This is a genomic window from Flavobacterium tyrosinilyticum (assembly GCF_023656565.1).
Classification (GTDB): domain Bacteria; phylum Bacteroidota; class Bacteroidia; order Flavobacteriales; family Flavobacteriaceae; genus Flavobacterium; species Flavobacterium tyrosinilyticum.
The window spans coordinates 1,081,964-1,106,489 of sequence record NZ_JAMOKG010000002.1 but is presented as its reverse complement, the minus strand read 5'-3'; the positions used below and the strand labels follow the sequence as shown (position 1 = coordinate 1,106,489).

The 24,526-nt window shown below is 34.3% G+C and carries 18 protein-coding genes; 12 read left to right on the top strand and 6 right to left on the bottom strand.

From position 1 onward, the window contains the following. Window positions 1-2: 2 nt before the first annotated feature. Window positions 3-962 carry a hypothetical protein gene (locus tag NCC77_RS12550; protein ID WP_250835871.1) on the bottom strand — a complete coding sequence of 320 codons (960 nt, stop codon included), beginning with the start codon at window positions 960-962 and terminating at the stop codon, window positions 3-5. A gap of 842 nt (window positions 963-1,804) precedes the next feature. Between NCC77_RS12550 and NCC77_RS12545 the strand changes: the two genes are divergently transcribed. The 7 genes from NCC77_RS12545 to NCC77_RS12515 all read left to right on the top strand — a co-directional run bounded on the left by NCC77_RS12545 (window position 1,805) and on the right by NCC77_RS12515 (window position 10,553). After that, complete coding sequence (locus tag NCC77_RS12545; protein ID WP_250835870.1) at window positions 1,805-2,164, top strand: hypothetical protein; 360 nt, start codon at window positions 1,805-1,807, stop codon at window positions 2,162-2,164. Between the two features lie 225 nt (window positions 2,165-2,389). Next, window positions 2,390-3,484 (top strand): efflux RND transporter periplasmic adaptor subunit, encoded by a 1,095-nt coding sequence (locus tag NCC77_RS12540; protein ID WP_250835869.1) that lies wholly within the window; start codon window positions 2,390-2,392, stop codon window positions 3,482-3,484. A gap of 50 nt (window positions 3,485-3,534) precedes the next feature. Further along, window positions 3,535-6,651, top strand: a complete 3,117-nt coding sequence (locus tag NCC77_RS12535; RefSeq protein WP_095927502.1) for an efflux RND transporter permease subunit — start codon at window positions 3,535-3,537, stop codon at window positions 6,649-6,651. A gap of 191 nt (window positions 6,652-6,842) precedes the next feature. Further along, window positions 6,843-8,333, top strand: coding sequence for a TolC family protein (locus tag NCC77_RS12530; protein WP_250835868.1), 1,491 nt, complete (start codon window positions 6,843-6,845; stop codon window positions 8,331-8,333). A 156-nt stretch (window positions 8,334-8,489) separates the two neighbouring features. Beyond that, the gene (locus NCC77_RS12525; protein WP_250835867.1) at window positions 8,490-9,050 is read left to right on the top strand and encodes a Crp/Fnr family transcriptional regulator; all 561 of its coding nucleotides are present in this window, start codon (window positions 8,490-8,492) and stop codon (window positions 9,048-9,050) included. Between the two features lie 262 nt (window positions 9,051-9,312). Beyond that, window positions 9,313-9,639 (top strand): DMT family transporter, encoded by a 327-nt coding sequence (locus NCC77_RS12520; protein WP_026728926.1) that lies wholly within the window; start codon window positions 9,313-9,315, stop codon window positions 9,637-9,639. Between the two features lie 467 nt (window positions 9,640-10,106). Continuing rightward, entirely contained in the window at window positions 10,107-10,553 is a 447-nt protein-coding gene (locus tag NCC77_RS12515) for a GNAT family N-acetyltransferase (protein WP_250835866.1), read from the top strand. Window positions 10,554-10,557: 4 nt separating this feature from the next. On the opposite strand, the gene NCC77_RS12510 is transcribed toward NCC77_RS12515, so the two are convergent. After that, complete coding sequence (locus tag NCC77_RS12510; RefSeq protein ID WP_095927506.1) at window positions 10,558-11,421, bottom strand: LysR family transcriptional regulator; 864 nt, start codon at window positions 11,419-11,421, stop codon at window positions 10,558-10,560. A 63-nt stretch (window positions 11,422-11,484) separates the two neighbouring features. Here NCC77_RS12510 and NCC77_RS12505 point away from each other — a divergent pair, with 63 nt between their 5' ends. Then, a complete protein-coding gene (locus NCC77_RS12505; RefSeq protein WP_250835865.1) occupies window positions 11,485-12,006 on the top strand; it encodes a GNAT family N-acetyltransferase in 522 nt (173 codons plus the stop codon). A 1-nt stretch (window position 12,007) separates the two neighbouring features. Continuing rightward, window positions 12,008-12,895 carry a DMT family transporter gene (locus NCC77_RS12500; RefSeq protein ID WP_250835864.1) on the top strand — a complete coding sequence of 296 codons (888 nt, stop codon included), beginning with the start codon at window positions 12,008-12,010 and terminating at the stop codon, window positions 12,893-12,895. Between the two features lie 96 nt (window positions 12,896-12,991). Here NCC77_RS12500 and NCC77_RS12495 read toward each other — a convergent pair whose 3' ends face one another. The 4 genes from NCC77_RS12495 to NCC77_RS12480 form a co-directional block, all read right to left on the bottom strand. Next, a complete protein-coding gene (locus NCC77_RS12495; RefSeq protein WP_250835863.1) occupies window positions 12,992-15,268 on the bottom strand; it encodes an ATP-binding protein in 2,277 nt (758 codons plus the stop codon). A 5-nt stretch (window positions 15,269-15,273) separates the two neighbouring features. Next, the gene (locus NCC77_RS12490; protein ID WP_250835862.1) at window positions 15,274-15,870 is read right to left on the bottom strand and encodes a biliverdin-producing heme oxygenase; all 597 of its coding nucleotides are present in this window, start codon (window positions 15,868-15,870) and stop codon (window positions 15,274-15,276) included. Between the two features lie 109 nt (window positions 15,871-15,979). Next, window positions 15,980-17,314: a sensor histidine kinase gene (locus tag NCC77_RS12485; protein WP_250835861.1), complete on the bottom strand. Its 1,335-nt coding sequence runs from the start codon at window positions 17,312-17,314 to the stop codon at window positions 15,980-15,982. Between the two features lie 2 nt (window positions 17,315-17,316). Further along, entirely contained in the window at window positions 17,317-18,666 is a 1,350-nt protein-coding gene (locus NCC77_RS12480) for a sigma-54-dependent transcriptional regulator (RefSeq protein WP_250835860.1), read from the bottom strand. 284 nt (window positions 18,667-18,950) lie between these two features. Between NCC77_RS12480 and NCC77_RS12475 the strand changes: the two genes are divergently transcribed. From NCC77_RS12475 to NCC77_RS12465, 3 genes are read left to right on the top strand one after another with little or no spacing between them, the layout of a single operon-like run. After that, window positions 18,951-19,661: an ABC transporter ATP-binding protein gene (locus tag NCC77_RS12475; RefSeq protein WP_250835859.1), complete on the top strand. Its 711-nt coding sequence runs from the start codon at window positions 18,951-18,953 to the stop codon at window positions 19,659-19,661. 3 nt (window positions 19,662-19,664) lie between these two features. After that, window positions 19,665-22,076 (top strand): ABC transporter permease, encoded by a 2,412-nt coding sequence (locus tag NCC77_RS12470; protein ID WP_250835858.1) that lies wholly within the window; start codon window positions 19,665-19,667, stop codon window positions 22,074-22,076. 1 nt (window position 22,077) lies between these two features. Then, entirely contained in the window at window positions 22,078-24,489 is a 2,412-nt protein-coding gene (locus NCC77_RS12465; protein ID WP_250835857.1) for an ABC transporter permease, read from the top strand. The last annotated feature ends 37 nt before the right edge of the window (window positions 24,490-24,526 follow it).

The following is a 24,526-nucleotide window of genomic DNA, read 5'->3' as shown; positions in this document are numbered from 1 at the left end:
AATTATCGTGTTTCAATTTTTTTTATTCTCTCTTCTAAATTTCTTTGATTTCTTTGGAGCGACTCATTTTCTTTCTTCATATTTTCATTCTCTTTTTTCATTTCAATCATATACAAAGTCATTTCCTCAATCTTCTGCAAAAGCTTAGAATTCATTTCCCCAAGATTAATTCCATTCTTCAAAACCTCTTCTTCATTTGGAATATTCTGTAAATGACCTTTTTCTAAGATATGTTTTTCAACTTCTTCTAAACTTGGCAAAGCATAATCTTTTTTAAATACAAAATCGGACCATCCTGTCATGTCTACTTTTACTTCTTTGGAATGGATTGTGCCGTTTACATCTAATTCATTTGTAGGATTCAATTTCCCTATACCGACCTTTCCATACATGAATGAAAATTGACTTGCATCTAACTGCATTTTAGAATGAGTGCCTAAACTTCTGTTATATGATTGTAGTCCTACTAAAGCACTAACAGGATCTAAATAAACCTCAAATCCTTCTTTATTGTCATTAGAAACTACAAACTTTTGCTGTGGATTCAAGGTTCCAATTCCTACGGAACCATACATAAATGAAAATTGACTGGCATCTAATTGCATTTTAGAATGAGTGCCTAAACTTCTGTTATATGATTGCAGTCCCACTAAAGTACTGCCAGGATCTAAATAAACTTCAAATCCTTCTTTATTGTCATTAGAAACTACAAACTTTTGCTGTGGATTCAAGGTTCCAATTCCTACGGAACCATACATAAATGAAAATTGACTGGCATCTAATTGCATTTTAGCATGAGTGCCTAAACTTCTGTTATATGATTGCAGTCCCACTAAAGTACTGCCAGGATCTAAATAAACTTCAAATCCTTCTTTATTGTCATTAGAAACTACAAACTTTTGCTGTGGATTTGTGGTTCCTATTCCGACATTTCCAGTTGGTGGATAAACATTTTGAGACAATACCTTTTGAACACATAACACAATCACTAACAAAAAAAATATCTTTCTCATTCCTAATTTCTTTTAAAGCTTTATTTGATCTATTAAATATTTATTTTTATTCATCTTTCAACTTTTCTAACCACTTACTCTGCTCAATTATATACAGTGTTGACTTTCAAAACTTCTAGAGCAGATTAGCATTCAATTTAACTCAATTAATTCTATCCTTTAAAACCTCTTTTTCAATCGGAAAGTTTCTAAAAGACCTTACTTTTGCAATATTTTTTTTAATTAAGTTAGGATTTATCAAATTTAATATTAGAATGGTATTCTGATGAAAAATAAAATAAGTAAAAGAAAGTTTTTACTTATTAATAAAAACAAAAAAATTAATCGCGCGCAAATCTAATAAAATAAATACCAAACAACTTTACGGCTTTCCTCATTTTGAAAAATTTTTATAGAATATAAACTGAAGTGACAATAGCTTTATCAGAAGCCAAAAAGAATCTCATTTTGATTTCTCTTTCAATTAAGAATGCAAAAAAACTGTACAAAGTCAGAAAGGCATTTACACAGTTTCCACTTAAATCATTAATTTATTTTAAGATATAACAATAAAAAAGTTTACTCTTTTACTAAATTCTCAAAATCCAATCGATACTAACTTATTAATAAGGAAGATACTAAAAAATTAAAACCCTAAAAACCAACTTCAAATATTATCAAATTTTTAAATCTCACGGTTTTTAGAAAAATTTTAAGAAACCTTACTTTTCAAATTACTATATTTGGCGCACTTTAAACAAATATATTCCCTCTTTTTAAGGAACAAAATTATATAATCTGCTGTACTGTAAATGAAACCCACCAAGTTCATATATGTCGTTTTACTATCGTTGCTTTCTTTTTTTAGAGGTACCGAGACGTATTCGCCGATTTATAGTGCTAGCAGCTGCATTACCTTAGATAGTGTTGCAGCAGACGACACGCAGATTTTTTCTTCTGACTTTTCTTCTTCTAAAAATCTAGAAGTCCATTATAAGCTCAAAAAGAAAATGAAATGCAGAGCGACTACTTTGGAACAAAGTACGATCAAAGCTCCGTATTTTAGCAATTTAGTCAACTTCAAAGTCTATAAAGAGACTTTAATATATGGTATAGCTTCAATATACCACATCGAAAGACATCCTCATCTTCATTTGTATCAGCTTTTCTAGGCTTTAAATTTTTGTCATTTTGTATAGAATAATTTCTCATTTGCTTATGCAATTGAGCTGCTATTGCTATAAAAACATTCTCAAAACGGTACTTTTCTAACAGAGAAGCATCCAAAATCCATTTTTATCTTTTGTTTCGATTGTTTTCGAAAACAGAATCCAAATTCATACTCCCGATATTTATTATCAAGGGAGAAAATCTATTTATTCAAAAATTTAAACCTAATGATGAGCATTTATAAAAATCCATTTCTTTTATGCACCTTGGCTTTATTCGTTTTAGTCTCGTGCGGAGATAAATCAAAAAAAGATTCAAACAACATAAAAACGTTTCCTGTTTATAAGGTAACTCTAAAAGACACTATAGTTTCGAGCAAATTTGTTGCCGACGTACATGCTAAAAACAATGTAGAAATTCACGTTCGTATTCCTGGTTTATTAGACAAAGTTTACGTTAGCGAAGGACAAAAAGTAAAAAAAGGGCAAATCCTTTTTAAAATAAGCGATGTTGAACTTCAGATTCAACTTCTAAAAGCCGAAGCGGTTTACAAAAGTGCAAAAGCCGATTTAAGAATTGCAACTGTAGAACTAGAACAAGCTCAAACCCTTTTCAATAAAAAAGTAATTGCAGATAAAGAATTAGAATTATCTAAAGCAAAAAATGATGCCGCTTCCGCGAAATTGGCTCACGCTGCTGCAGAAAGAAAAGCAATCAACCAACAGATTAGTTTTACCACGATCCGCGCGCCATTTGACGGAACAGTTGACCGTATTCCGTTTAAAGAAGGAAGTTTAGTAGAAAACGGTTCATTATTGACTACTGTTTCTCAATTGGACGATGTGTACGCCTATTTCTCAATTCCTGAGAATACCTATTTCCAAATGATGGAAGACAAAACCTTAAACACGCAGGGCGATATTAGATTGGTATTGCCAAATGGACAAGTTTACGATCAAAAGGGAGAATTAAGAACTGCTGATGGAGATATCGACAAACAAACAGGTTCTATTCAATACAAAGCAAAATTTCACAATCCGCAAGGATTTATCAAACACGGAACTTCTGGAAAACTAATTATTTCAGAGCCAAAAACCAATGCAATTTTAATTCCGCAGAAAGCTGTTTTTTCTATTCAGGACAAACAATACGTTTTCCGTGTGAACAAAGATGGAGTAGTTAAAATGACGAATGTTACAATTGAAACCACTCTAGATGATGTGTACATCTTAAACGAAGGTCTAAAAAGCGACGACCTAATTGTGCAAGAAGGTACGCAATCATTGAGAGATGGCGATAAAATCAACATGAAACAAATGTAGATTATCGACCTGTAAAACAGTTATTTAATTATTTATCTAAAAAATTTAAAATGATAGAGTTATTTATCAGAAGGAAAATATTGTCATTAATCATCTCGGTTATGATAGTCCTTCTGGGATTGCTGGCGTTGTTTCAGCTTCCCATTACCCAATTCCCAGACATTGTACCACCGTCTGTAACCGTTACAGCAAAATATACAGGAGCAAACGCAGAGGTTTCGGCCAATGCCGTCGCCCTTCCGTTAGAAAGAGCTATCAATGGTGTACCTGGAATGACGTATATGTCAACCGTAACATCCAACGATGGTTTGACCTTAATTCAGGTTTTCTTTGAAGTAGGAACCGATCCTGATCTGGCTGCCGTAAACGTGCAGAACAGGGTTACCACGATTCTGGACGAACTTCCAGAAGAGGTAATTCGTGCTGGGGTTACGACCGAAAAAGAGGTAAACAGTATGTTGATGTACTTGAACATTACAAGTACCGACAAAACTCAAGACGAACAGTTTATCTTCAACTTTACCGATATTAATATTCTTCAGGAATTAAAACGTATTGATGGTGTCGGACGTGCCGAAATCATGGGTCAGAAAGAATATTCGATGCGTGTTTGGTTAGATCCAGAAAAGATGCTTTCATATAATATTTCGGCAAATGAAGTTATTAATTCACTTCAAAAACAAAATATTTCTGCCGCACCGGGTAAAGTCGGTGAAGGTTCAGGACAAATGAACAATCAATTACAATATGTAATTAAGTATGGCGGAAAATTCTTCGAGCCAAAACAATATGAAGAAATTCCGTTAAGAGCCAATTCAGACGGAACTATTTTAAGATTAAAAGACATTTCGAAAATTGAATTTGGTGCGATGAGTTACGGAATGGTTTCTAAAACCGACGGAAAACCTTCGGCATCCATCATGTTAAAACAGCGTCCGGGTTCGAATGCTTCTGAAGTTATTGCGAGCGTAAAAGAAAAAATGGCAGAATTGAAAGGGTCTTCTTTTCCTCCTGGAATGGAATTCAACATTGCGTACGACGTTTCGCGTTTCCTTGACGCTTCTATTCATGAAGTATTGAGAACATTAGTTGAAGCCTTTATTTTGGTAGCATTTGTAGTTTTCCTTTTCCTTCAAGATTGGAGATCTACTTTAATTCCAGTATTGGCAGTTCCTGTCGCGCTTATTGGTTCGTTTACGTTTATGTCGATGATGGGCTTCTCGATCAACTTATTAACGCTTTTCGCTTTAGTACTTTCTATCGGAATCGTGGTTGATAACGCCATTGTCGTTGTCGAAGCCGTTCACGTAAAAATCTCCGAAGAACATATGTCGCCAATGGAAGCTACCATTAGCGCTATGAAAGAAATTACAGGTGCCGTTATCGCAATTACAATCGTAATGGCTGCCGTATTTATTCCCGTTGCTTTCTTGAGCGGTCCAGTCGGGGTTTTCTATAGGCAGTTTTCTTTAACAATGGCTATTAGTATTGTGATTTCGGGTATTAATGCCCTTACCCTTACTCCTGCCCTTTGCGCTATTATGCTAAAAGCGCACGATCCAAATAAAGAGAAAAAATCGCTTTTAGATCGTTTCTTCCACAGATTCAACCATTGGTTCGATAATATTACTTCAAAATACATCAAAGTATTGGTGAAGTTTGCCGATCGTAACACTGTTACAGTGGGTATATTAGTGCTATTCTGTATTTTAACTTGGGGAACAACGAAATTTTTGGCATCTGGATTTATCCCAACTGAAGACCAAGGAATGGTTTACGTGAGTGTTACAACACCACAAGGAGCAACGGTAGAACGTACTGAAAAAGCTTTGGACGAAGTAACTAAAATTGCTCGCGGAATTAAAGGTGTAGATAACGTAACAACTCTTGCGGGATACAGTATTGTAACCGAAATCGCAGGAGCTTCTTACGGAATGGGAATGATCAACTTAAAAGACTGGAGCGAACGTGATATTTCGGTAACCGAATTTATGGCGGAACTTACAGAAAAAACCAAAAACATTACCGATGCACAAATCGAGATTTTTGCTCCGCCAACCGTTCCTGGTTTTGGTAACACCAGTGGTTTTGAGCTTCGTTTGCTGGATAAATCTGGAGGAAGTATTACTAATACCGATAAAGTAACCAAAGAATTCATCAAAGAACTAAATGCTTCGCCAGAAATTCAGAACTCTTTCTCGAGTTTTGATGCCACTTTCCCGCAGTATTTAATCCATATTGATTATGATTTGGCGGCCAAAAAAGGAATTTCGGTAGACAACGCCATGTCAACTTTGCAAACCATGTTAGGTTCTTTTTATGCAACCAACTTTATCCGTTTCTCTCAAATGTATAAAGTAATGGTTCAGGCAAGTCCGCAGTTTCGTCAAAATCCAGAAAGTATTTTGGATATGTATCTGAAGAATGAAGCTGGCGAAATGGTTCCGTTTTCTACTTTTATTAAATTAGAAAGAGTTTACGGACCTGAGGTTTTAACGCGTTACAACATGTACATGTCAGCTATGATTAACGGTGAACCTGCTGAAGGTTACAGTTCTGGAGATGCCATTGCCGCTGTTGAAAAAATTGCAGCGGAAAAACTTCCTAGCCGTTTTGAACTGGAATGGTCTGGTATGACGCGTGAAGAGATTTTATCAGGAAACCAGACGATCTACATTTTTGCGCTTTGTATACTATTTGTATACTTATTATTGGCGGCACAATACGAAAGTTTATTGCTTCCGTTCCCAGTATTATTAAGTCTTCCGGTTGGAGTTTTCGGTTCTTACATCGCGCTTGTCATGGTTGGACTGGACAATAACATTTACGCTCAAGTAGCACTCGTCATGCTGATTGGTCTGCTCGCCAAGAATGCCATTCTGATTGTAGAATTTGCCATGGCGCAGAACAAGCTTGGACGTGATATTGTCGAAGCAGCGATTGAAGGAGCAAGACTTCGTTTCAGACCGATTTTGATGACTTCTTTTGCTTTTATTTCAGGATTAATTCCGTTGTGTATCGCTTCTGGTGCAGGTGCAATTGGTAACCGTTCGATAGGTACAGCAGCTGCAGGAGGAATGTTAATTGGAACTGTGTTTGGTCTTTTAATTATTCCTGGACTTTACATACTGTTTGCAAAATTGGAAAAACGAATGAGCAAATCTTAATGCGTAATTTTTTAAACACATAGATTCATAGGATTTAAAAAGCGTAAAAAAGGCGTTTCACTAGCATAAACACACATAGGCTATGTGTTAGAAACTAGTTTCTTTCAACTCCCTTTTCAAAAAAAAGAAAATCTATGTTTCTATGTGTTAAATAAAAAAATACACAGAAGATTGAACAAATAAATTAAACAATGAAAGAGATATTAAATCAATATAAAAATACTGATGTGATAAGGACAACCAAAAGCGCCGTTGTAATAACTGGAGTTTTACTTTTAACGGCTTGTTCGGCACCAAAAGTCAGTAACAAACTAGACGCAGCAAAGCTTCCAGAAAATTTTGATAGGGAGAAAAAAGAAGCTTCAACTGAGGCTCAACCTTTTATTCCGTTAAAAACGGAGACGTTTTTTAAAGATCCAAAATTAGAAGAACTATTAAAAAAAGCCATTACCAAGAATCCTGATTATTTAATCATGCAGGAAAGAATTTTAATTGCCAATTCGCATTTAAAAGTAGCAAAACTAGCACTTCTTCCCTCTTTAGATCTTGTGGCCGATGCTTCTGGAACACATTACGGAAAATATACAATGGATGGAGTTGGTAACTTTGATACCAATTTTTCTCAAAATATTAGCGATAAACAAAGAATCAACGAAGATCTTACTCCTAACCTATTTTTGGGAGCCAAAGTTTCTTGGGAAGCTGATATCTGGGGCAAATTAAGCAATCGTAAAAAAGCAGCACAGCAGCGTTTTTTTGCTTCTCAACAAGGAATGCGTTTGTTGCAAACACGCCTTTTAGGAGATGTTGCCGACTTGTATTTCAAATTGATCGCTTTAGATAAACAAGCGGCGATTTACGATAACAACTTGAAAACACAGGAAAAAGCGCTTGATATTGTTTCGGCACAAAGATCGGTTGGAAAAGCGACGGAATTGGCTGTACAGCAGTTTAATGCGCAAAACAATAACATTCACGCCCAAGCCTCAGAATTAAAATTAAGCATTGATCAAACCGAAAAAGCTCTATTGACACTTTTAGGCGAATATGGCGGAAAAATTGACAGAAGCAGTGATTTCTTATCTGGACATTTGGAGGTTTTAAACCAAAAAATCAGCGTGGATTCTATCATTCACAAAAGACCCGATGTATCAGAAGCTTACTTCGAATTATTAGCCAGTAATGCAGATGCCAAATCGGCTCGCGCCGCTTTTTTCCCAACTTTAAATTTGGGCGGATATGCAGGATTCAATTCATTTTCGTTCAATACTTTCTTTGATGCCGGTTCTTTCGCTTGGCAGATTTTGGGCGGATTAACAGCTCCCGTTTTCAATAAAGGCGAGATTAAACAAGAGTTTTATGTTTCCAACAGAAAACAGGAAATTTCATTTTTGCAATACCAAAATACGGTTACAACAGCTTTCAACGAATTAAGTGCTCTATTGCATAGAAATCAAGCTTATGAAGATGTTTTAAAATATAAATTAAACGAAATTGATCATCTCGAAATTGCCGTAAATGTCTCCAACGACTTGTATTTGAGCGGTTATGCTAATTATCTGGAAATCATCAATGCACAAAAAAATAAATTGCAGGCCGAATTGGATTTTGTCGATATCCAACTTCGAAATGCAAACTCACAAGTATTGCTTTATAAGGCTTTAGGCGGAGGAATAAATTAGTTTATATGTTGGTCAAAAATGGCTTCTGTTTATAATAGCTCATCGCAGAGGTTGTTTTATATCCCATTTCTTTTTGAAATGGGATTTTTTTATTAAAGTAACTTCATTTTGCCGTTTTACTTTTTACCTTTATTCTAAAATATTAAAATTCCGTTGATGGATATTTCTAAAATTCTGGATCACATACACCAACTTCCCGAGCAGTCTAAACTTGCTCTGCAAAACAATGTTACAGAAATGGCATTTTCTAAAGGGCACATTTTGCTAAAAGCAAATAAAGTAGAACCAAATATTTATTTTATAAAGAAAGGATTAGTAAGAGCTTATGTAGAAAGAGATAACGAAGTTACTTTTTGGTTTGGAAAAGAAGGTGAAACCATCATTTCGATGAAAAGTTATGTGGAAGATCAGCCTGGTTATGAAACGATTGAACTTTTGGAAGACTGCGAATTGTACGAACTTAAAACAGAAAACCTGAGAAAACTCTTTAATGAAGATGTTCACATAGCCAATTGGGGACGAAAATTTGCCGAAAAAGAGTTGATCAAAACCGAAGAACGTTTGATTTCTAGACAATTCAAAAATGCTTCTGAACGCTATTTGGAATTAATGAAAGACCATCCTGAACTTTTGCAAAGAGTACAATTAGGTCATATAGCTTCTTATTTGGGAATTACACAAGTGAGTTTAAGCAGAATACGTGCAGAATTAAAATAACCCTTTAGGCGATTTTTTTAAAATCTCCATTTAAATCTGAACAAATCTGAACAAATCTGAACAAATCTGCTTTAATCTGTGTAAATCTGCGTGAAAAAATCATATGCAAAAAGTATTTCACGCAGATTTACACAGATTTTAGCAGATCAAATTAGATTTTAATTCTTGAGCAAAACAGATTAAAATAACTTTCATTTTTTATCATTTGTTAATTTTTTTCTGATTTCCATAAAAGAACTTTGCATCACAAAATTTTAACTATATGAACTGGATTATTTTAATCATCGCGGGACTATTTGAAGTAGCCTTCGCGTCATGTCTTGGAAAAGCAAAAGCAACTACTGGAACCGAAATGTACTATTGGTATATTGGTTTCTTTATATCATTAACGGTAAGCATGCTTTTATTAATGAAAGCTACAGAAACCCTTCCGCTAGGAACTGCTTATGCTGTCTGGACAGGAATTGGTGCTGTTGGAACGGTTCTAGTGGGTATCTTTGTTTTTAAAGAACCTGCAGCTTTCTGGAGATTGTTTTTCTTAGCAACATTGGTTGGTTCTATTGTTGGATTAAAGGCGGTTTCTCACTAAAAATATATTTTACGATTATACTCAACTTTGTCAAAGTTTCGAACTTTGACAAAGTTTTTTTGTTTTAAACATATAGAAACATAGATTTTTTTTTCTGAAAAAGAGAATTGAAAGAAACTAGTTTCTAACACATAGAATATTCACGTAATCTTGTCATTCCGACGGAGGAGGAATCGCACAAGGGATTCGACAAAGATTGCACACATTCTGTGCGGAGTTTCTAGTGTGATTCCTCGTTCCTCGGAATGACAAACTGTTGATACAAACTGCTCGTATAACTTTGTCAAAGTTTAAAACTTTGACAAAGTTTCCACTCTAGTTTTGTCTTTTCATCTTGGAATTTGGAATTTAAAATTTGGAATTTACAACAACTAATGCAATTTCAGCATCACATGATAAAAAAATAGCATTTTTAATCATTATTCTCTCTTTTATCTTTGTCAAAAATTAAAGCCTAAAATAAAAAAATGACATTCAGCCATTCCACTAAATCTTTTGACGAATTAACCAATCACGAATTGTATAATATGCTTCGGTTAAGAAGCGACGTTTTTGTAGTCGAACAAAATTGCCCTTATCTCGATTTGGACAATAAAGACCAAAAAGGTTTTCATTTGTTATATTATGTCGATAACGAATTGGCTGGCTGTACACGTTTGCTTCCTGCTGGTATTTCATATAATGAAGTTTCAATTGGAAGAGTTGTCATTGCAAGATCGCACCGCGGATTAGGTTTAGGGGTAAAACTGATGGAAGCTTCGATTGCGGGCTGTGAAGAAAAATTTGGAAAAGGTCCAATCCGAATTAGTGCGCAATACCATTTATCTAAGTTCTATCAATCTTTGGGATTTGTAGAAAAAGGAGAAGTTTATGATGAAGACGGAATTCCGCATATCGCAATGCTGAGAGCTTAACCCTTTACGGAATAATCAATTTTAAAACATTGGAAAGCACAGGATTATGATCTTCAGTTCTCCAATTGACATATAAATCGGTTTCTAGCGGCAATTTGATAAATCGGATTCCTGGAATTTCATGAAAGACATACGAATCGGGTAAAATTGCGATTCCAAGTCCCTTACGAACCAAAGCGATTATAGAAGAACCAAATTCAGAATGAAGATATACTTCTGGCGCGTTCTCCAAAGAATGGAATAATCTTCGAATAATATCGCTGTAACTGCTGCCTTCATCATTGGTTGGTAAAATAAACTTCTGAGACGCAAGCGTTTCTTTAGTCAGATCCTCAGGCGTTTGATATGGATGATCTGCCGGAACCACAACCGCTAAATGATCGGTATGTATTTTTTGGGATTGAATATCTTTTGCATTATTAATATCTCTGGTAATCGCCAGATCAATTTTATAATTTCGCAGAAAATCCTGCTGATTCTCGTACAGCACCTGAACCAGTTTGATTTTTAGTTTTGGAAAAGCTTCTGAAATACGCGACAAAATTTCGGGCATAAGAGAAGCCGAAATAGAATCGGGATGAGAAATGGTAATGGTACCGCTCTCCCCCAACTGAATCTGGCGGGCAGATTGATGAATAAACTCCAGTTTACTCAATTCGACCTCCCATTTTTCTTTTAGGAACTGGCCAGCGGCAGTAAGTTTGACATTACGTTTGTTACGCTCAAACAACTGCACGCCAAGCTGATTCTCAAGAGACTGAATCTGGCGGCTGAGTGCCGATTGTGTAATATTCATTTTTCCGGCAGTGTTCCAGAAATGAAGTTCGCGGGCCAAAGCCAAAAAATATTTAATCTGCTGTAAATCCATTGATGCAATTTACGCATTTATTGCAAACAAAAAATAGCTTTTAACGCATTAAAGAAATAAAAAATGAACACGCTAAAAATAACTAAAGCCACAACTGATGACGTTTTAAAGCTTCAAGCAATTGGCCGACAAACCTTTTCTGAAACCTTCGCCGATGTAAACAGCGAAGAAAACATGAAAAAATATCTGGATGAAAGCTTCGCAACTGAAAAATTGGCTGCCGAACTCGAAAATCCGTCATCCTATTTCTATTTAGCTACTTTAGACGAAAAAGTAGTGGGTTACCTAAAATTGAATACAGCCAATGCTCAAACCGAAAAAGAAGATCTAAATGCCTTAGAAATAGAACGTATTTATGTAGCACAGGAATTTCATGGCAAAAAAGTCGCGCAGGCGTTGTACGCTCAAGCAGAAGAAATTGCCGAAGAAATAAAAGCTTCGTACATGTGGCTGGGCGTTTGGGAAAAGAATTTCAGAGCGGTAAGTTTCTATACTAAAAATGGTTTCGTACAATTTGACACCCATATTTTTAGATTAGGCAACGACGAGCAAACTGATTTAATGATGAAAAAAGTATTGATTTAAAATGGAAAGAAGACAGCTAATATTGTTTCTATTAATTCTTGGCACTGCCTTTTGGGGAGTTTCTTACTCCGTTACCAAAATGGCAATTGGCCACTATTCACTCAACATTTTTTTATTTTATCGTTTCCTGCTGGCCGTAATGGTATTGAGCATTGTTTTTTGGAAATACGTTAAAGACATTAATCGAGAAGCTATTAAAACCGGTTTTATACTTGCCGTTCCTATGTTTTTAGGAATTCAATTACAGACAACCGCATTAAAATATACCGATGCTTCACAATGTTCTTTCATTGCAGGACTGACAGTAATTATTATTCCGATGTTGAAGTTGGCTATTTACAGAACCAATACGCCTTTAAAGATTTGGATCGCCGCCCTTACTGCTTTAACGGGATTATTTATTATTGCTATAACAGATAAATTTACCATAAACATTGGCGATTTATTTACAATCTCTGGCGCATTTGCTTTTGCCGTTTATCTAATTTCTGTCGAAAAACATTCTGCTGCCAAAAATCTTTTGTACTCGATTGTTCCTATGTTTGCGTTTTGTGCTTTATTTACTTTTTGTATTGCACTTACAGATTCGCAAGCAGTTTGGTTTCCTAAAAACGATACGTTTTGGCTAGGTGCTGTTTACTGCGCTTTGTTTTCTACAGCATTTATGTACACGGTTTCAAACATTTCACAACGTTACTTATCGGCAGAACGTGTAGCAGTTATTTATTTGTTTGAGCCTGTTTTCGGGGCAATTGGAGCATTTTTTATTTTGGGAGAAAACCTTTCATGGCGACTGCTTTTGGGCGGAACTTTAATTTTCTCGGCCACTATTATTTCTGAAGTCAATTTTAAAAGTAAAAAATTAAAAATGCTGATTAGAAAAAACTAATATTTTAAAAGATTTCACGCAGATTTAAAAAGATTTAAGCAGATTTTATTATATAATCTATTTAAATCCGCTAAATCTGCGTGAAAAAAAACTTATTTACAAAGGCAAAAGCGTGTCTTCGGGATCACAAGGGAAATAAATAATAATATCAGTACCTTGATTTGGTTTCCCTTCTGCTTGAATATCTCCTCCAACTGCCTGCATAATCTTTTTACATAAAGCAAGCCCAATGCCCGAACCTGTATAGTGTTCCTGGGTATGAAGTCTTGTAAAAACTTTAAAAATAGATTCTGCATATTGCTGTTCAAAACCAATACCGTTATCAGAGAAACGAACCCAATGACAATATACTTTGAATCTATCGTGTATAAGAACAGGTTCCTGAGAAGCTGTGATTACAATTTTAGGCTGTCTTTCTGAAGAAGCATATTTGATTGAATTCTGAAGAATATTATTAAACAACTGGCGCATTAAAAAACTGATGGCGTGAACTTCCGGAAGATTTTCATGCTCTATTACAACTTGACTTTCTGCTATAGTTTCATGCATTTCTTTAATGGTAGACTTCAGTATTTTGTTTAAATCTACTTCTTCCAGCTTCTCTCTTGTATTTTTTATACGGGTATATTTCAGAATATCTTCCAGCAAGCCGCTCATTCTGTTGGCAGATTTAGAAACGCGCTGCAAAGAATTCGAAATTGATTCTGTAGAAATAACATCTAATTCTGAAAGCATTTTCGAAGTTATAAGCTGAATTTTACGCAACGGTTCCTGCAAATCATGCGTACTGATCCAGTTGATGTTTTCAAGCTCAGAGTTGGTTTCTTTCAAAATTTCACTTTGACTACGATACTTCTCTTCCTCTTCACTTAACATAATCAAAATCAAATGATTATACAAAGTATGAGTATATTGAGAAGCAGCATTAATTTCATACAGTTTCCAGTTACTGCTTTGGTTTTTTACTATTTGTTTATAAATATTGTATGAGTTTCCTGGATGGAGTCCTTTACTGTCTTTTACAATTCTTTTTTCTGGATCGCCTCCCCATTTAATTTCTGAAATCGTTTCTGGTCTAAACCATATTACATGCCCATTGCTACCTAATGAATGGTAAATAATTCCAGCGAAATTAGAATTTTCATCAAATTCTGGAAAATGGTCACTAATCTTATTCGTTGAGAAAAAATCAGTATTCTTTTTACTTTTGAGATGTCTGACTAAATCAATAATTTGTTCATCAGATGGCGTTAAACCATTTTTATAGATTTTATCTCTAGTGATAATAGATACACCAGAAGCATTTGCGATTTCTAACAATTGTGGTGCACTAACAATTTTTTCTAAAGACTCTTTTAAAACAGGAAGCTCCAAACTAGTTAACTGTTCTAATGCTAAATTTGTTTTTTGGGCACTAAGATACTCATCATTAGATTGTCTGATATCGATTTGAGAAGTAATAAACTGTCCCTGAAGTTTTGCTGCAAGCCTAATTTCAGGAGATATATTTTTCTTTGAATAATGATGGCAGGCAATTAATCCCCATAATTTTCCATGATGAATAAGAGAAATCGTCAATGTTGCGCCCACTCCAATATTTTTCAGGTATTCTACGTGAATCGGTGATGTACTTCTTAAAATAGAAAGACTTAAATCGAGATTTTTTCCCTCTTTATCATCAACCGTATAAATTGGAACAGGCTCATAATCAATATCTACAATCAGCCTCAACAGATTCTTAATATATAATTCTCTTGCTTGAGCTGGAATATCGGTATGAGGGTAGTGCAATCCTAAAAAAGGTTCTAGATCTTCTCTGCAATCTTCGGCAAAAACCTCTCCGTTATATTGTTCATCAAAACGATAAATCATTACACGATCATACCCCGTAATTTCGCGCGTTCCTTGTGCTACAAGGGCGCAGAGATCTTTAAGCGAAGTGGTTTTATTCATCTGACTTACAAACTGAATCGTTTGTTTGTAAGCGTTAGCAAGTTTTTCTTGATCGGCAAACAGTAATTCAGCTTCAAGAATGTAAATTCCTTCACTTTTATGAATGTTTATTTGAAATAAGCTGCCCAACAATTCTATCTCCAAAGGAAAAGCGTCTTTAAACTCATCTCCGTTTGTGTAAGCTAAAATTTCATTTTCGGCGGTAACTCCAAAAACTGCTGCAAAATCTTTTCCTAACATTTGAGTGTGAGAAATACCAAAATAAGCAGCAACATTTTCTGTACAGAAATCTATTTTCCATTGCAGTGTTATACCAAGCAAAAAACCGTGAGGCTGAATCTGACCTGGTATGTGTATAGGTTCATGCTCGCAGTTGGTTAACGTAACGATATCGCGATTAACTATATCCTTAATTTTCATTCTTTTTATTTGCTCTCAAAGTGATTATAAATACTATCAAAAGCAAATACAGCTCCTTCTATAATACTATCTCCACAATTATTTTGTTGTTCATATTCAGAAAGAAAATTCAAGAAAGATTTCCAGAAACTTCCTGTTTTTTCTCCATAACCATTAAAATAAGAAACGCCTTTATCTCCTGAAAGTTGTGGTACTTTTGAAACATTTTTTAAAATAAATCTTCCGCCCAGTGTGGAACCTTCAACCACATATAAAATACCAAGCGCAAAAGGAACTGAAATTTGTTCGGTCTTAAAAACTTTCTCTGAAGGAGTTAATTCGTAATTTAAAAATGAAAGATCTGCTTCTATAAGCTGTTTTTTTCTTCTTTGTTCTAAATCATCGATTAGATTAGCAAACAAAGGAAAAATAGTTCCCTCTGTATCTTGATGAACGTCATGCATCAAATTTAAGTATTTCGCATATTCATCAATTTTCATGTCTGGTGACATAATTGACATGGAAACCGGAAGTTCTTCTAATTTTTTATGAGAATCAGCAGTTTGTGTTTTTAGATCATTAAGAAAGCCAGAAGCTATTGCTGAAGTTGGATTTGTACTCATTATTTTAATATTATTATTATTTACAAGAGTCAAATGGCAACTCCTCTTTCACAAATTTAAACAAAAAAAATTATCCGAATTTTAAAAAGATATTTTAACCATTATTCTGTCAATCTTCAACCAAAGAAATCTCAAAAACAGTGGTATTATTTTCGCTTTTATGCGAAATATAACCGCCGTGTGCTTCAATAATATTTTTAGACAAAGTAAGTCCGATTCCTGCTCCTTCGGTTCGAGTGGTAAAAAACGGAAGAAATATCTTGTCTTCAATTTCTTTTTCGATTCCTTTTCCGGAGTCCGAAACTTTTATAAAAATACGATTGTTTTTGGCTTCCGCCGAAATCGAAATTTGCTTCAGATTACTGTTTTCTAAGGCATTAATAGAATTCGTCAATAAATTGATTATCACTTGTTCTATCTGTTGAGAATCGACATTGATCAAAATGTTTGGAGCAACGGTATTGGTTACTTCGATATTATTTTTCTTAAACAACGGATTCATAGTCTGAATACAATTGTCAACCAGATGCTGCAATTCTGCTTTTTCTTTTTTAGGAGAAGGAAGCATGGCCAGTTTTCGGTACCCTTCAACAAATTTCTGCAAATGATCGCTTCGTCTCAGCATCGTCTGCACGCTATTTTTTATATCTTCTAAGTCTTCTGTCGAAAGCGAATCTTGTTCTACTAAATCCTCCAAATTCTGGCAGATTGAACGAATTGGCGTTATAGAATTTAGCAATTCATGCGAAATCACTTTCATCAAATTAATCCACGCATCTTTTTCTTTTTTCTCTACTACGTTCTGAATCGAATCTAACAAAACAATAAAATAATCCTGTTCGAAAATTTCAGTTCGTGAAGCCTGCAAAACAAAGGTCTGTTTGCTTTGTTCGTTTATGCTAAGCTCGATTGAAGTTTTAATTTCGTGAAAATCATCTTCTTCTATTATTTCACACAAAGAAGGCAACTGATTTTTAAGATATCTCCATTTCGAAACTTTCGGTACGTTGAAATGACTCGAAAAATAATCGTTCATCAAAAAAATACTCCAATCTTTTTCTTGTTTCTGCAAAATAATAACACCCGATTCTATGTTATTTAAAATCGAACGGTAAATAATATCTCTTGTAACTTGCTCGTTTTGCTTGTTTTTTAAGGTTTCATACAAAGTAAACAGCTCATTATAAGTACTGTTGAATTTATGCTTAGAGAAATCGGAACTAAAATCATTCTGCAATATCGAAGAGATCGTTTTATTATAAATCAGAACCATATTTCTAACATAAAAATACATTTCCCTGCCCAATAGAAAAACCATGCAGAGTCCAAAAATTCCTGTAAAAAGCAAACCTATTCTAAAGAAATACAGCGACAATTCGATTCCGATCACGATAAAAATTAATCGCAGAAAAAGAAGTTTATAAGTTTGTAAAGTCCTTAACATAATTAGTCAATATTGATATTAAATTTCTCCAAACGTCTGTAAAGTGCACCTCTTGACAAGCCCAGTTCTTCGGCCGTTTTGCTGATATTGTTGTTGTTTTTAAGAAGTGCTTTTTCGACCGTTGCTTTTTCAACAGAAGAAAGCTGAATATCATCTGAGTTTTCCTCGTAAGGCGTTATCATTTCTAAATCCAGATCAGAAATGGTAATGGTGTTATTTTCGCAAAGAATAACCGCACGTTCAATCTTATTTTCCATTTCGCGAATGTTTCCATTCCAAGCGTGCTTTTCAATTTGTTCTAAGACTTTTTTATCAAACGTAATTTCTTCACGGCTATATTTTTCAATCATTTTGTCTAAAAGATATTCGGCAAGCGGAATCTTATCTTCGAGACGTTCTCTTAGCGGAGGCAAAATAATTTCCATCGTATTGATGCGATAATACAAGTCTTCACGGAAGTTTTTATCGGCAACTTCTAGTTTTAAGTTCAAATTGGTTGCGGTAATAATTCTCACATTCAAAGGTCTTGCTTTTGTTTCGCCCAATCTTATTACGGTTTTGGTCTGAATAACTTGCAAAAGTTTTGATTGCAAATGAAGCGGTACATTTCCTATTTCATCCAAAAAAATCGTTCCGTTCTGCGCCATTTCAAAACGTCCCGCAGTATCCGTTTTAGCATCAGTAAAAGCACCTTTGGCATAACCAAACAATTCGCTTTCGAAAATATTAGAATTTAAAGAGCCCAAATCAACTGCAATAAACGGCTGATTTTTTCTTTCGGATTGTGTATGAATATGATGTGCCAGAACAAATTTTCCTGTTCCGTTTTCGCCCAAAATCAAAACATTAGCATCTGTTTTAGCCACTTTATCTGCCAACGAATAAGCCTTTTTTATAATTTCAGAACTGCCAACAAAAAAGTCCTCTTTTATCTCAACATCCTTAGTTTTCTTCTGTTCTTTTCGGGCTTTATCAACTGCTTGTTTTACCGATTCTAAAAGCTTTTTATTTTCCCAAGGTTTCAAGATATAATCAAAAGCGCCCGATTTTAAACCTTCAACAGCCGTTTCCACTTTTCCGAAAGCCGTCATTAGAATTACCACCGTTTTAGGCGAAAGCGTTTTTATTTCTTTCAATAAATACAAACCTTCCCTTCCATCTTCAAATCCTAATCTGTAATTCATGTCTAAAAGGACGACATCAATGGCATTTTTTGCCAATAATTCGACAATATTTTTTGGATTATTGAGGGTATAAATGTTTTCAAAATACTTTTTCAGATAGACTTTTGATGCAAAAAGAATGTCTTCCTGATCGTCGATGATTAAAATAGATGCGTTGGTCTTTTTCATTATTGTTCAGTTTTGGACGAAAGGTGTCCACTTATGGACAGTTTAATTTTTTATTTAAAAATAATCCCTTAAAAACAAGGTGTTTACAATGTTTAATTTACTGGCACGAAAATCACATTAGAACTTGTAAATCATTAATAATTAACCTCTTTCGGAAGTACAAATAACAAAATAAATAGCGATAAATTAAAAATAATTTATCTTAATTTTCAGACTTGTTTCTGCTGTTTCCGAAGGCATAAAAATTTTAAAAGAAATCAATCAAAAATTAAAACAGTCCAATTATGATTACAATTACAAAACTTTCAAAAGTATTTAGAACTGAGGAATTAGAAACCAAAGCATTAAGCGAAATTTCGTTAACTATCAATCAAGGCGATTTTGTATCGATTATGGGACCGTCTGGAAGCGGAAAATCGACTCTATTAAACATTATTGGACTTCTAGACAGCGCTTCTAGTGGAAGTTATAAGCTTCTTGATCAGGAAATGGTTGGCTTAAAGGAAAAATCTAGAGCGCAAGCCCGAAAAGAAAACATCGGATTCATTTTTCAGAATTTCAATTTAATTGACGAATTATCGGTTTTTGATAATATCGAATTGCCTTTGATTTATAATAATGTTCCATCTGCCGAAAGAAAATCGCGAGTAAACGAGATCGCAAAAATTTTAGGAATTGCGCACAGATTAAAACATTTTCCACAGCAGCTTTCAGGCGGACAGCAGCAGCGTGTGGCTGTAGCGAGAGCTTTAATCAATAATCCGAAAATTATTTTGGCCGATGAGCCAACAGGAAATCTAGATAGCAGAAACGGAAATGAGGTTATGGAATTACTAACAGATCTTCATGCCGGCGGTTCGACAATCTTGATGGTAACACACTCCGATTATGACGCTTCTTTCTCGCAAAGAACTATTTTAATGAAAGATGGCGAAATTCTTTCTGAAAAAGTAAATCATAGAAATGTGGACGTTTTGGTAACTGCTAACAACTAGTTTATGCTAAAGAATTGGATCAATATATTTATATATCAATTAAAGCATAATAAGCTTTTCAACATTTTAAATATTCTTGGCTTAAGTATCGGAATTGCAGGTCTAATCTTTGCGACTCTATACTGGAACGATGAATATTCTTATGATAAATGGAATCCCGAAAAGGATAAAACATTTATTGTTATGAATAATGTGGGAAAAGGAAATATTTTTGCGACAAACTCTGCGATTACAGCGCCACTTCTAAAATCGTCTACTCCATATGTAGATAATTATTGTTATTTCAATGACTATTACACCAAGGAAACCGTACAATATGATGGTAAAATAGAAATCATTGATAAAATCTTTTCTGCGCAAAAAAATTTCTTTTCTTTTTTTCCGTTTGAGTTCAAATATGGTAATCCAAAAACGGTGCTTCAAGAACCGCAAAGTATTGTTTTTTCAGAAGAAACCGCTTTTCATTTATTTAAAAATGAAAATCCAGTTGGCAAGCAAGTAAAATATGCCGATAAAATGTATGTTGTTCGAGGCGTGTACAGAATACCTGGAAAATCTGTAGTAATGCCAAGCGCAGTTACCAACAGCATTGAAGAAGATCTTGAAAAACAAAAAGATCATTGGGGCTTTAATTTTGGTTTAGTCATAAAATTGAACAAAAAGAGTGATGCTCCATTGGTAGCCAAATCTTTAGATGAAATATTTATAGAAAAAAACTATAAAAGACAAGCCAGAAAAGAAGGCATGACGCTTGAACTGTTTATTAAAACATACGGCGAGCCTTTGAAAACAATAGTAATTCCTTTTGAAAATTCCAGACTTATCACAGGTAGTTATCCATTTCCAGAAGGAACAGGAAACCTTCAATTTTTAAGAATATTAATGGGGTTATCCATTGTAATTTTATTACTCTCGATCGTTAATTATATCAATTTAGCTACGGCTAATGCCATTAAACGGGCAAAAGAAGTTGGCGTGAGAAAAATTATCGGCGCTACAAAGGGACAAATCGTGCTACAATTTGTATTTGAAACTGCTTTAACCATGCTTTTTGCTTTATTACTGGCACTCGTAATTGTCGAAGTTTCTTTGCCTTTTTACAATCAGTTTTTAAATAAAGAATTAGTTATTGCGGGATCTCAGTTTTATCTCCAGCTTGTTGTAATCTTTATCCTTGTAGTTATTGTGAGCGGTGTTTTTCCTGCAGTTTACATCTCAAATTTTGAAGTTTTAAATGTATTAAAAGGAAATTTTTCGCACAGTAAAAGCGGTTTATGGCTTAGGAACAGCATGCTTATTTTGCAATTTTCGATTGCTGTTTTCTTTATTATCGGTTCTATTGTTGTATATCAGCAAGTTCAATTTATGGTCGAAAAAGACTTGGGTTTTAACGGATCTCAAATAATGAACATCACTTTTAGAGCACAAAAGGACAAAGAACAATTTAAGCGATATCAAACTATAAAAGAGGAAATAAATAAAATTGAAGGTGTTGAAGCCGTTTCTGCTGGAGCCTTTGCTATTGGCGAAAATTGGTCTTCGAGAGGTGGTTTGCATTATAAAAACATTCCAGAAGTACTCATTCAGCAATTGGGCTCTGATTTTGGAATGCTGGAAATGTTGGGTGTTAAACTAGTAAAAGGGCGATTTCTTACCGAAAAACTGGCTTCTGACACGATTTCTAACGTTTTACTTAATGAAGTAGCAGTCGAAAAGATAAACGAAAAAAATCCTTTGGATAAAATCATTGACTGGCAAGGAGGAAAATACAAGGTTGTGGGAATCGTAAAAGACTTTCATTATTATGGTCTCGATTATGAAATAAGTCCAATGATTTTCTTTCATATCAATACCCAAAAATGGACACAAGGTAATATTGAATCTATTTCAGTAAAAATTTCACCAAAAAACATGCAGCAAACTATATCGGAACTTAAGGCATACTGGTCTAAAAAAGTTGATTCTGAATATCCTTTTGAGTACAATTTCTTGGATAAAAATTTTGCGAGAACCTATAGAAAATATGAAGATCAGAGAAATTTATTTGCTTTATTGAATATTGTTGTAATTCTAATTGCCGTTTTTGGACTGTTTGCACTAGCTTCTTTTTCTATGGAAAGAAGGTTAAAAGAAATTGCAATCAGAAAAACGCTGGGCGCCGAAACCAATATTTTACTGAAAGAGCTATCCAAACAATATGTAATCTTCTGTATACTTGGTTTCTTTATCGGAATTGTTCCTGCTTATTTATTATTGCAGAAATGGCTTAAAAATTTCCCGTTCCGAATAGATATCACTCTCCTACCCTTTTTTCTTGCTTTTGTGTCGCTGCTTTTTCTTACGCTGACAATAGTTTTAGTAAAAGCCTATCAAGTAACAAAAGTAGATGTTTTAAAATACTTAAAATACGAGTAAGATGCTTAAAAACTGGACAAATATTTTTGTTTATCATATAAAAAACAACAAATTCTTTACAGCCCTAAATATATTGGGATTGAGTATAGGAATTGCGGGTTTGATCTTTGCAATTCTATACTGGAATGACGAACATTCTTATGACCAATGGAATCCTGAAAAAGACAAAATCTTCATTGTAATGAACGATTTTGGCGGAGGAAATATCTGGACAACAAACTCTCCAATTCCAGGCAGAATGCTTAATGCAACTACTTTCTATTTGGATAAATACTGTTATTTTAGAGTAAATTACACTACTGAAACTATTCAATACAAAGGAAAAATCGAATTGATTGACAAAATCTTTTCGGCCGAAAGAAGTTTCTTTTCTTTCTTTCCTTTTGAGTTTATTCAAGGAAACGCTAAAACGGTTTTCGCTGATCGCAACAGTATGGCCCTTTCGGAAGAAACTGCAGCACGCATTTTTAAGAATGAAAACCCAATTGGAAAACAAGTAAAATATGCAGATCACATTTTTGTTGTTCGCGGTATTTACAAAATGCCTAAAAAATCATCGGTAATGCCTGCGGTAATTACTCCTGTTGTAGAAGAGGAATTAGAACAAAACAAAGATAATTGGGGCTTTAGTTACGGATTAATGTTAAAGCTTAAAAGACCAAGCGACACTACAGCCGTTATTCAAAATTTAGACAAAATATTTCTTGAAGACAATTACAAAAAACAGGCAAAATCAGAAGGTTTATCGCTGGAACAATTTATTAAACAATACGGAGATCCTATAAAAGCAAGGCTTCTTCCGTTTACAAAAGCAAGACTTCAGCAGGGCAATTATGCTTTTCCTGAAAAAAACGCCAATTTACAGTTCTTAAAAATAGTAATGGGCTTATCGATCCTAATCTTAATTTTATCAATTGTCAATTATATCAATATGGCTACGGCAAATGCTGTAAAACGAGCCAAAGAAGTTGGTGTTCGCAAAATAGTGGGTGCTACAAAATCTCAGATTATAGCTCAGTTTGTATTTGAAACTACACTCATAACGCTGTTTTCTGTTCTGCTAGCCATGGTAATTGTCGAGCTTTCGCTGCCTTTCTACAATACGTTTTTAGATAAAAACTTAGTCTTGATTGGAACTCAATTTTACCTTCAGCTAATTATAATTTTCTTTGTCGTTATATTGGTTTCTGGGATTTTCCCTGCGGTTTACATTTCCAATTTTGAAACTTTAAAAGTGCTAAAAGGCAATTTTTCTAGAAGTAAAAACGGAGTTTGGCTGCGTAACGGAATGCTGGTACTGCAATTCTCTATTGCTACGCTTTTTATCATTGGATCATTTATTGTTTACAAACAGGTAAATTATATGATTGCCAAAGATTTAGGTTTTAACGGAGCTCAAGTTATGGATATTACTTTTAGACCTGTAAAAGGTAAAATTCAGTATGAAAGATATAAAACTATCAAACAAGAACTTTCAAAAATTAAAGGTATTGAAGCGGTCTCTACTGGCGTATTTTCTATCGGAAGCAATGAAAATTCTTGGCAAGGACTTCATTATAAATCTAATAAAGAAGTTATTACACAGCAAATGTCGGTTGATTTTGGTCAGTTAGATTTACTCGGAATCAAAATATTGAAAGGAAGAGATTTAAACAATAAACTGGCAACCGATAGTATTTCGAGCGCTTTATTAAATGAGACTGCGGCAAAAACACTTATGGAAAAAGACCCGATAAATAAGGAAGTTGTTTTTGGCGGACAGAAATTTAAAGTTGTTGGAATTGTCAAAAACTTCCATTATATCGGAATGGAATATAATGTGGCTCCCATGATTTTCGTTCACATTAAATCCTTTTCATGGGTGGAAAATGATTTGCGATTTATTTCTGTTAAAATATCACCTACAGAAATGCCCGAAACTATCGCTGCTATTCAGAAATTCTGGAAATCTAACGTCGATCAGGAATATCCATTTGAATATGATTTTGTAGATAAAAACTTTGCTCGAACATACAAAAAGTATCAGGATCAGAGAAATTTGTTTGCCTTGCTTAATATTGTCGTTATTCTAATAGCTGTTTTTGGTCTGTTTGCTCTCGCTTCGTTTTCTATGGAAAGACGATTAAGAGAAATTGCCATCAGAAAAACGCTTGGCGCCGAAACCAATATTTTGCTAAAAGAATTGTCAAAACAGTACGTGATTTTCTGCGCAATTGGTTTTTTAATCGGAATTGTTCCCGCTTATTTATTAATGCAGAAATGGCTTGAAAACTTTGCCTCTCGAATAGACATTCCTGTTCTGCCGTTTATAATTGCTTTCGTTTCGCTATTGTTTCTAACCCTTACAATTGTTTTGGCAAAAGCTTACCAAGTAACAAAAGTGGATGTTTTAAAATATTTAAAATACGAGTAATTAGTTTTTTTTTTATTTCACGCAGATTTAAAAGGAT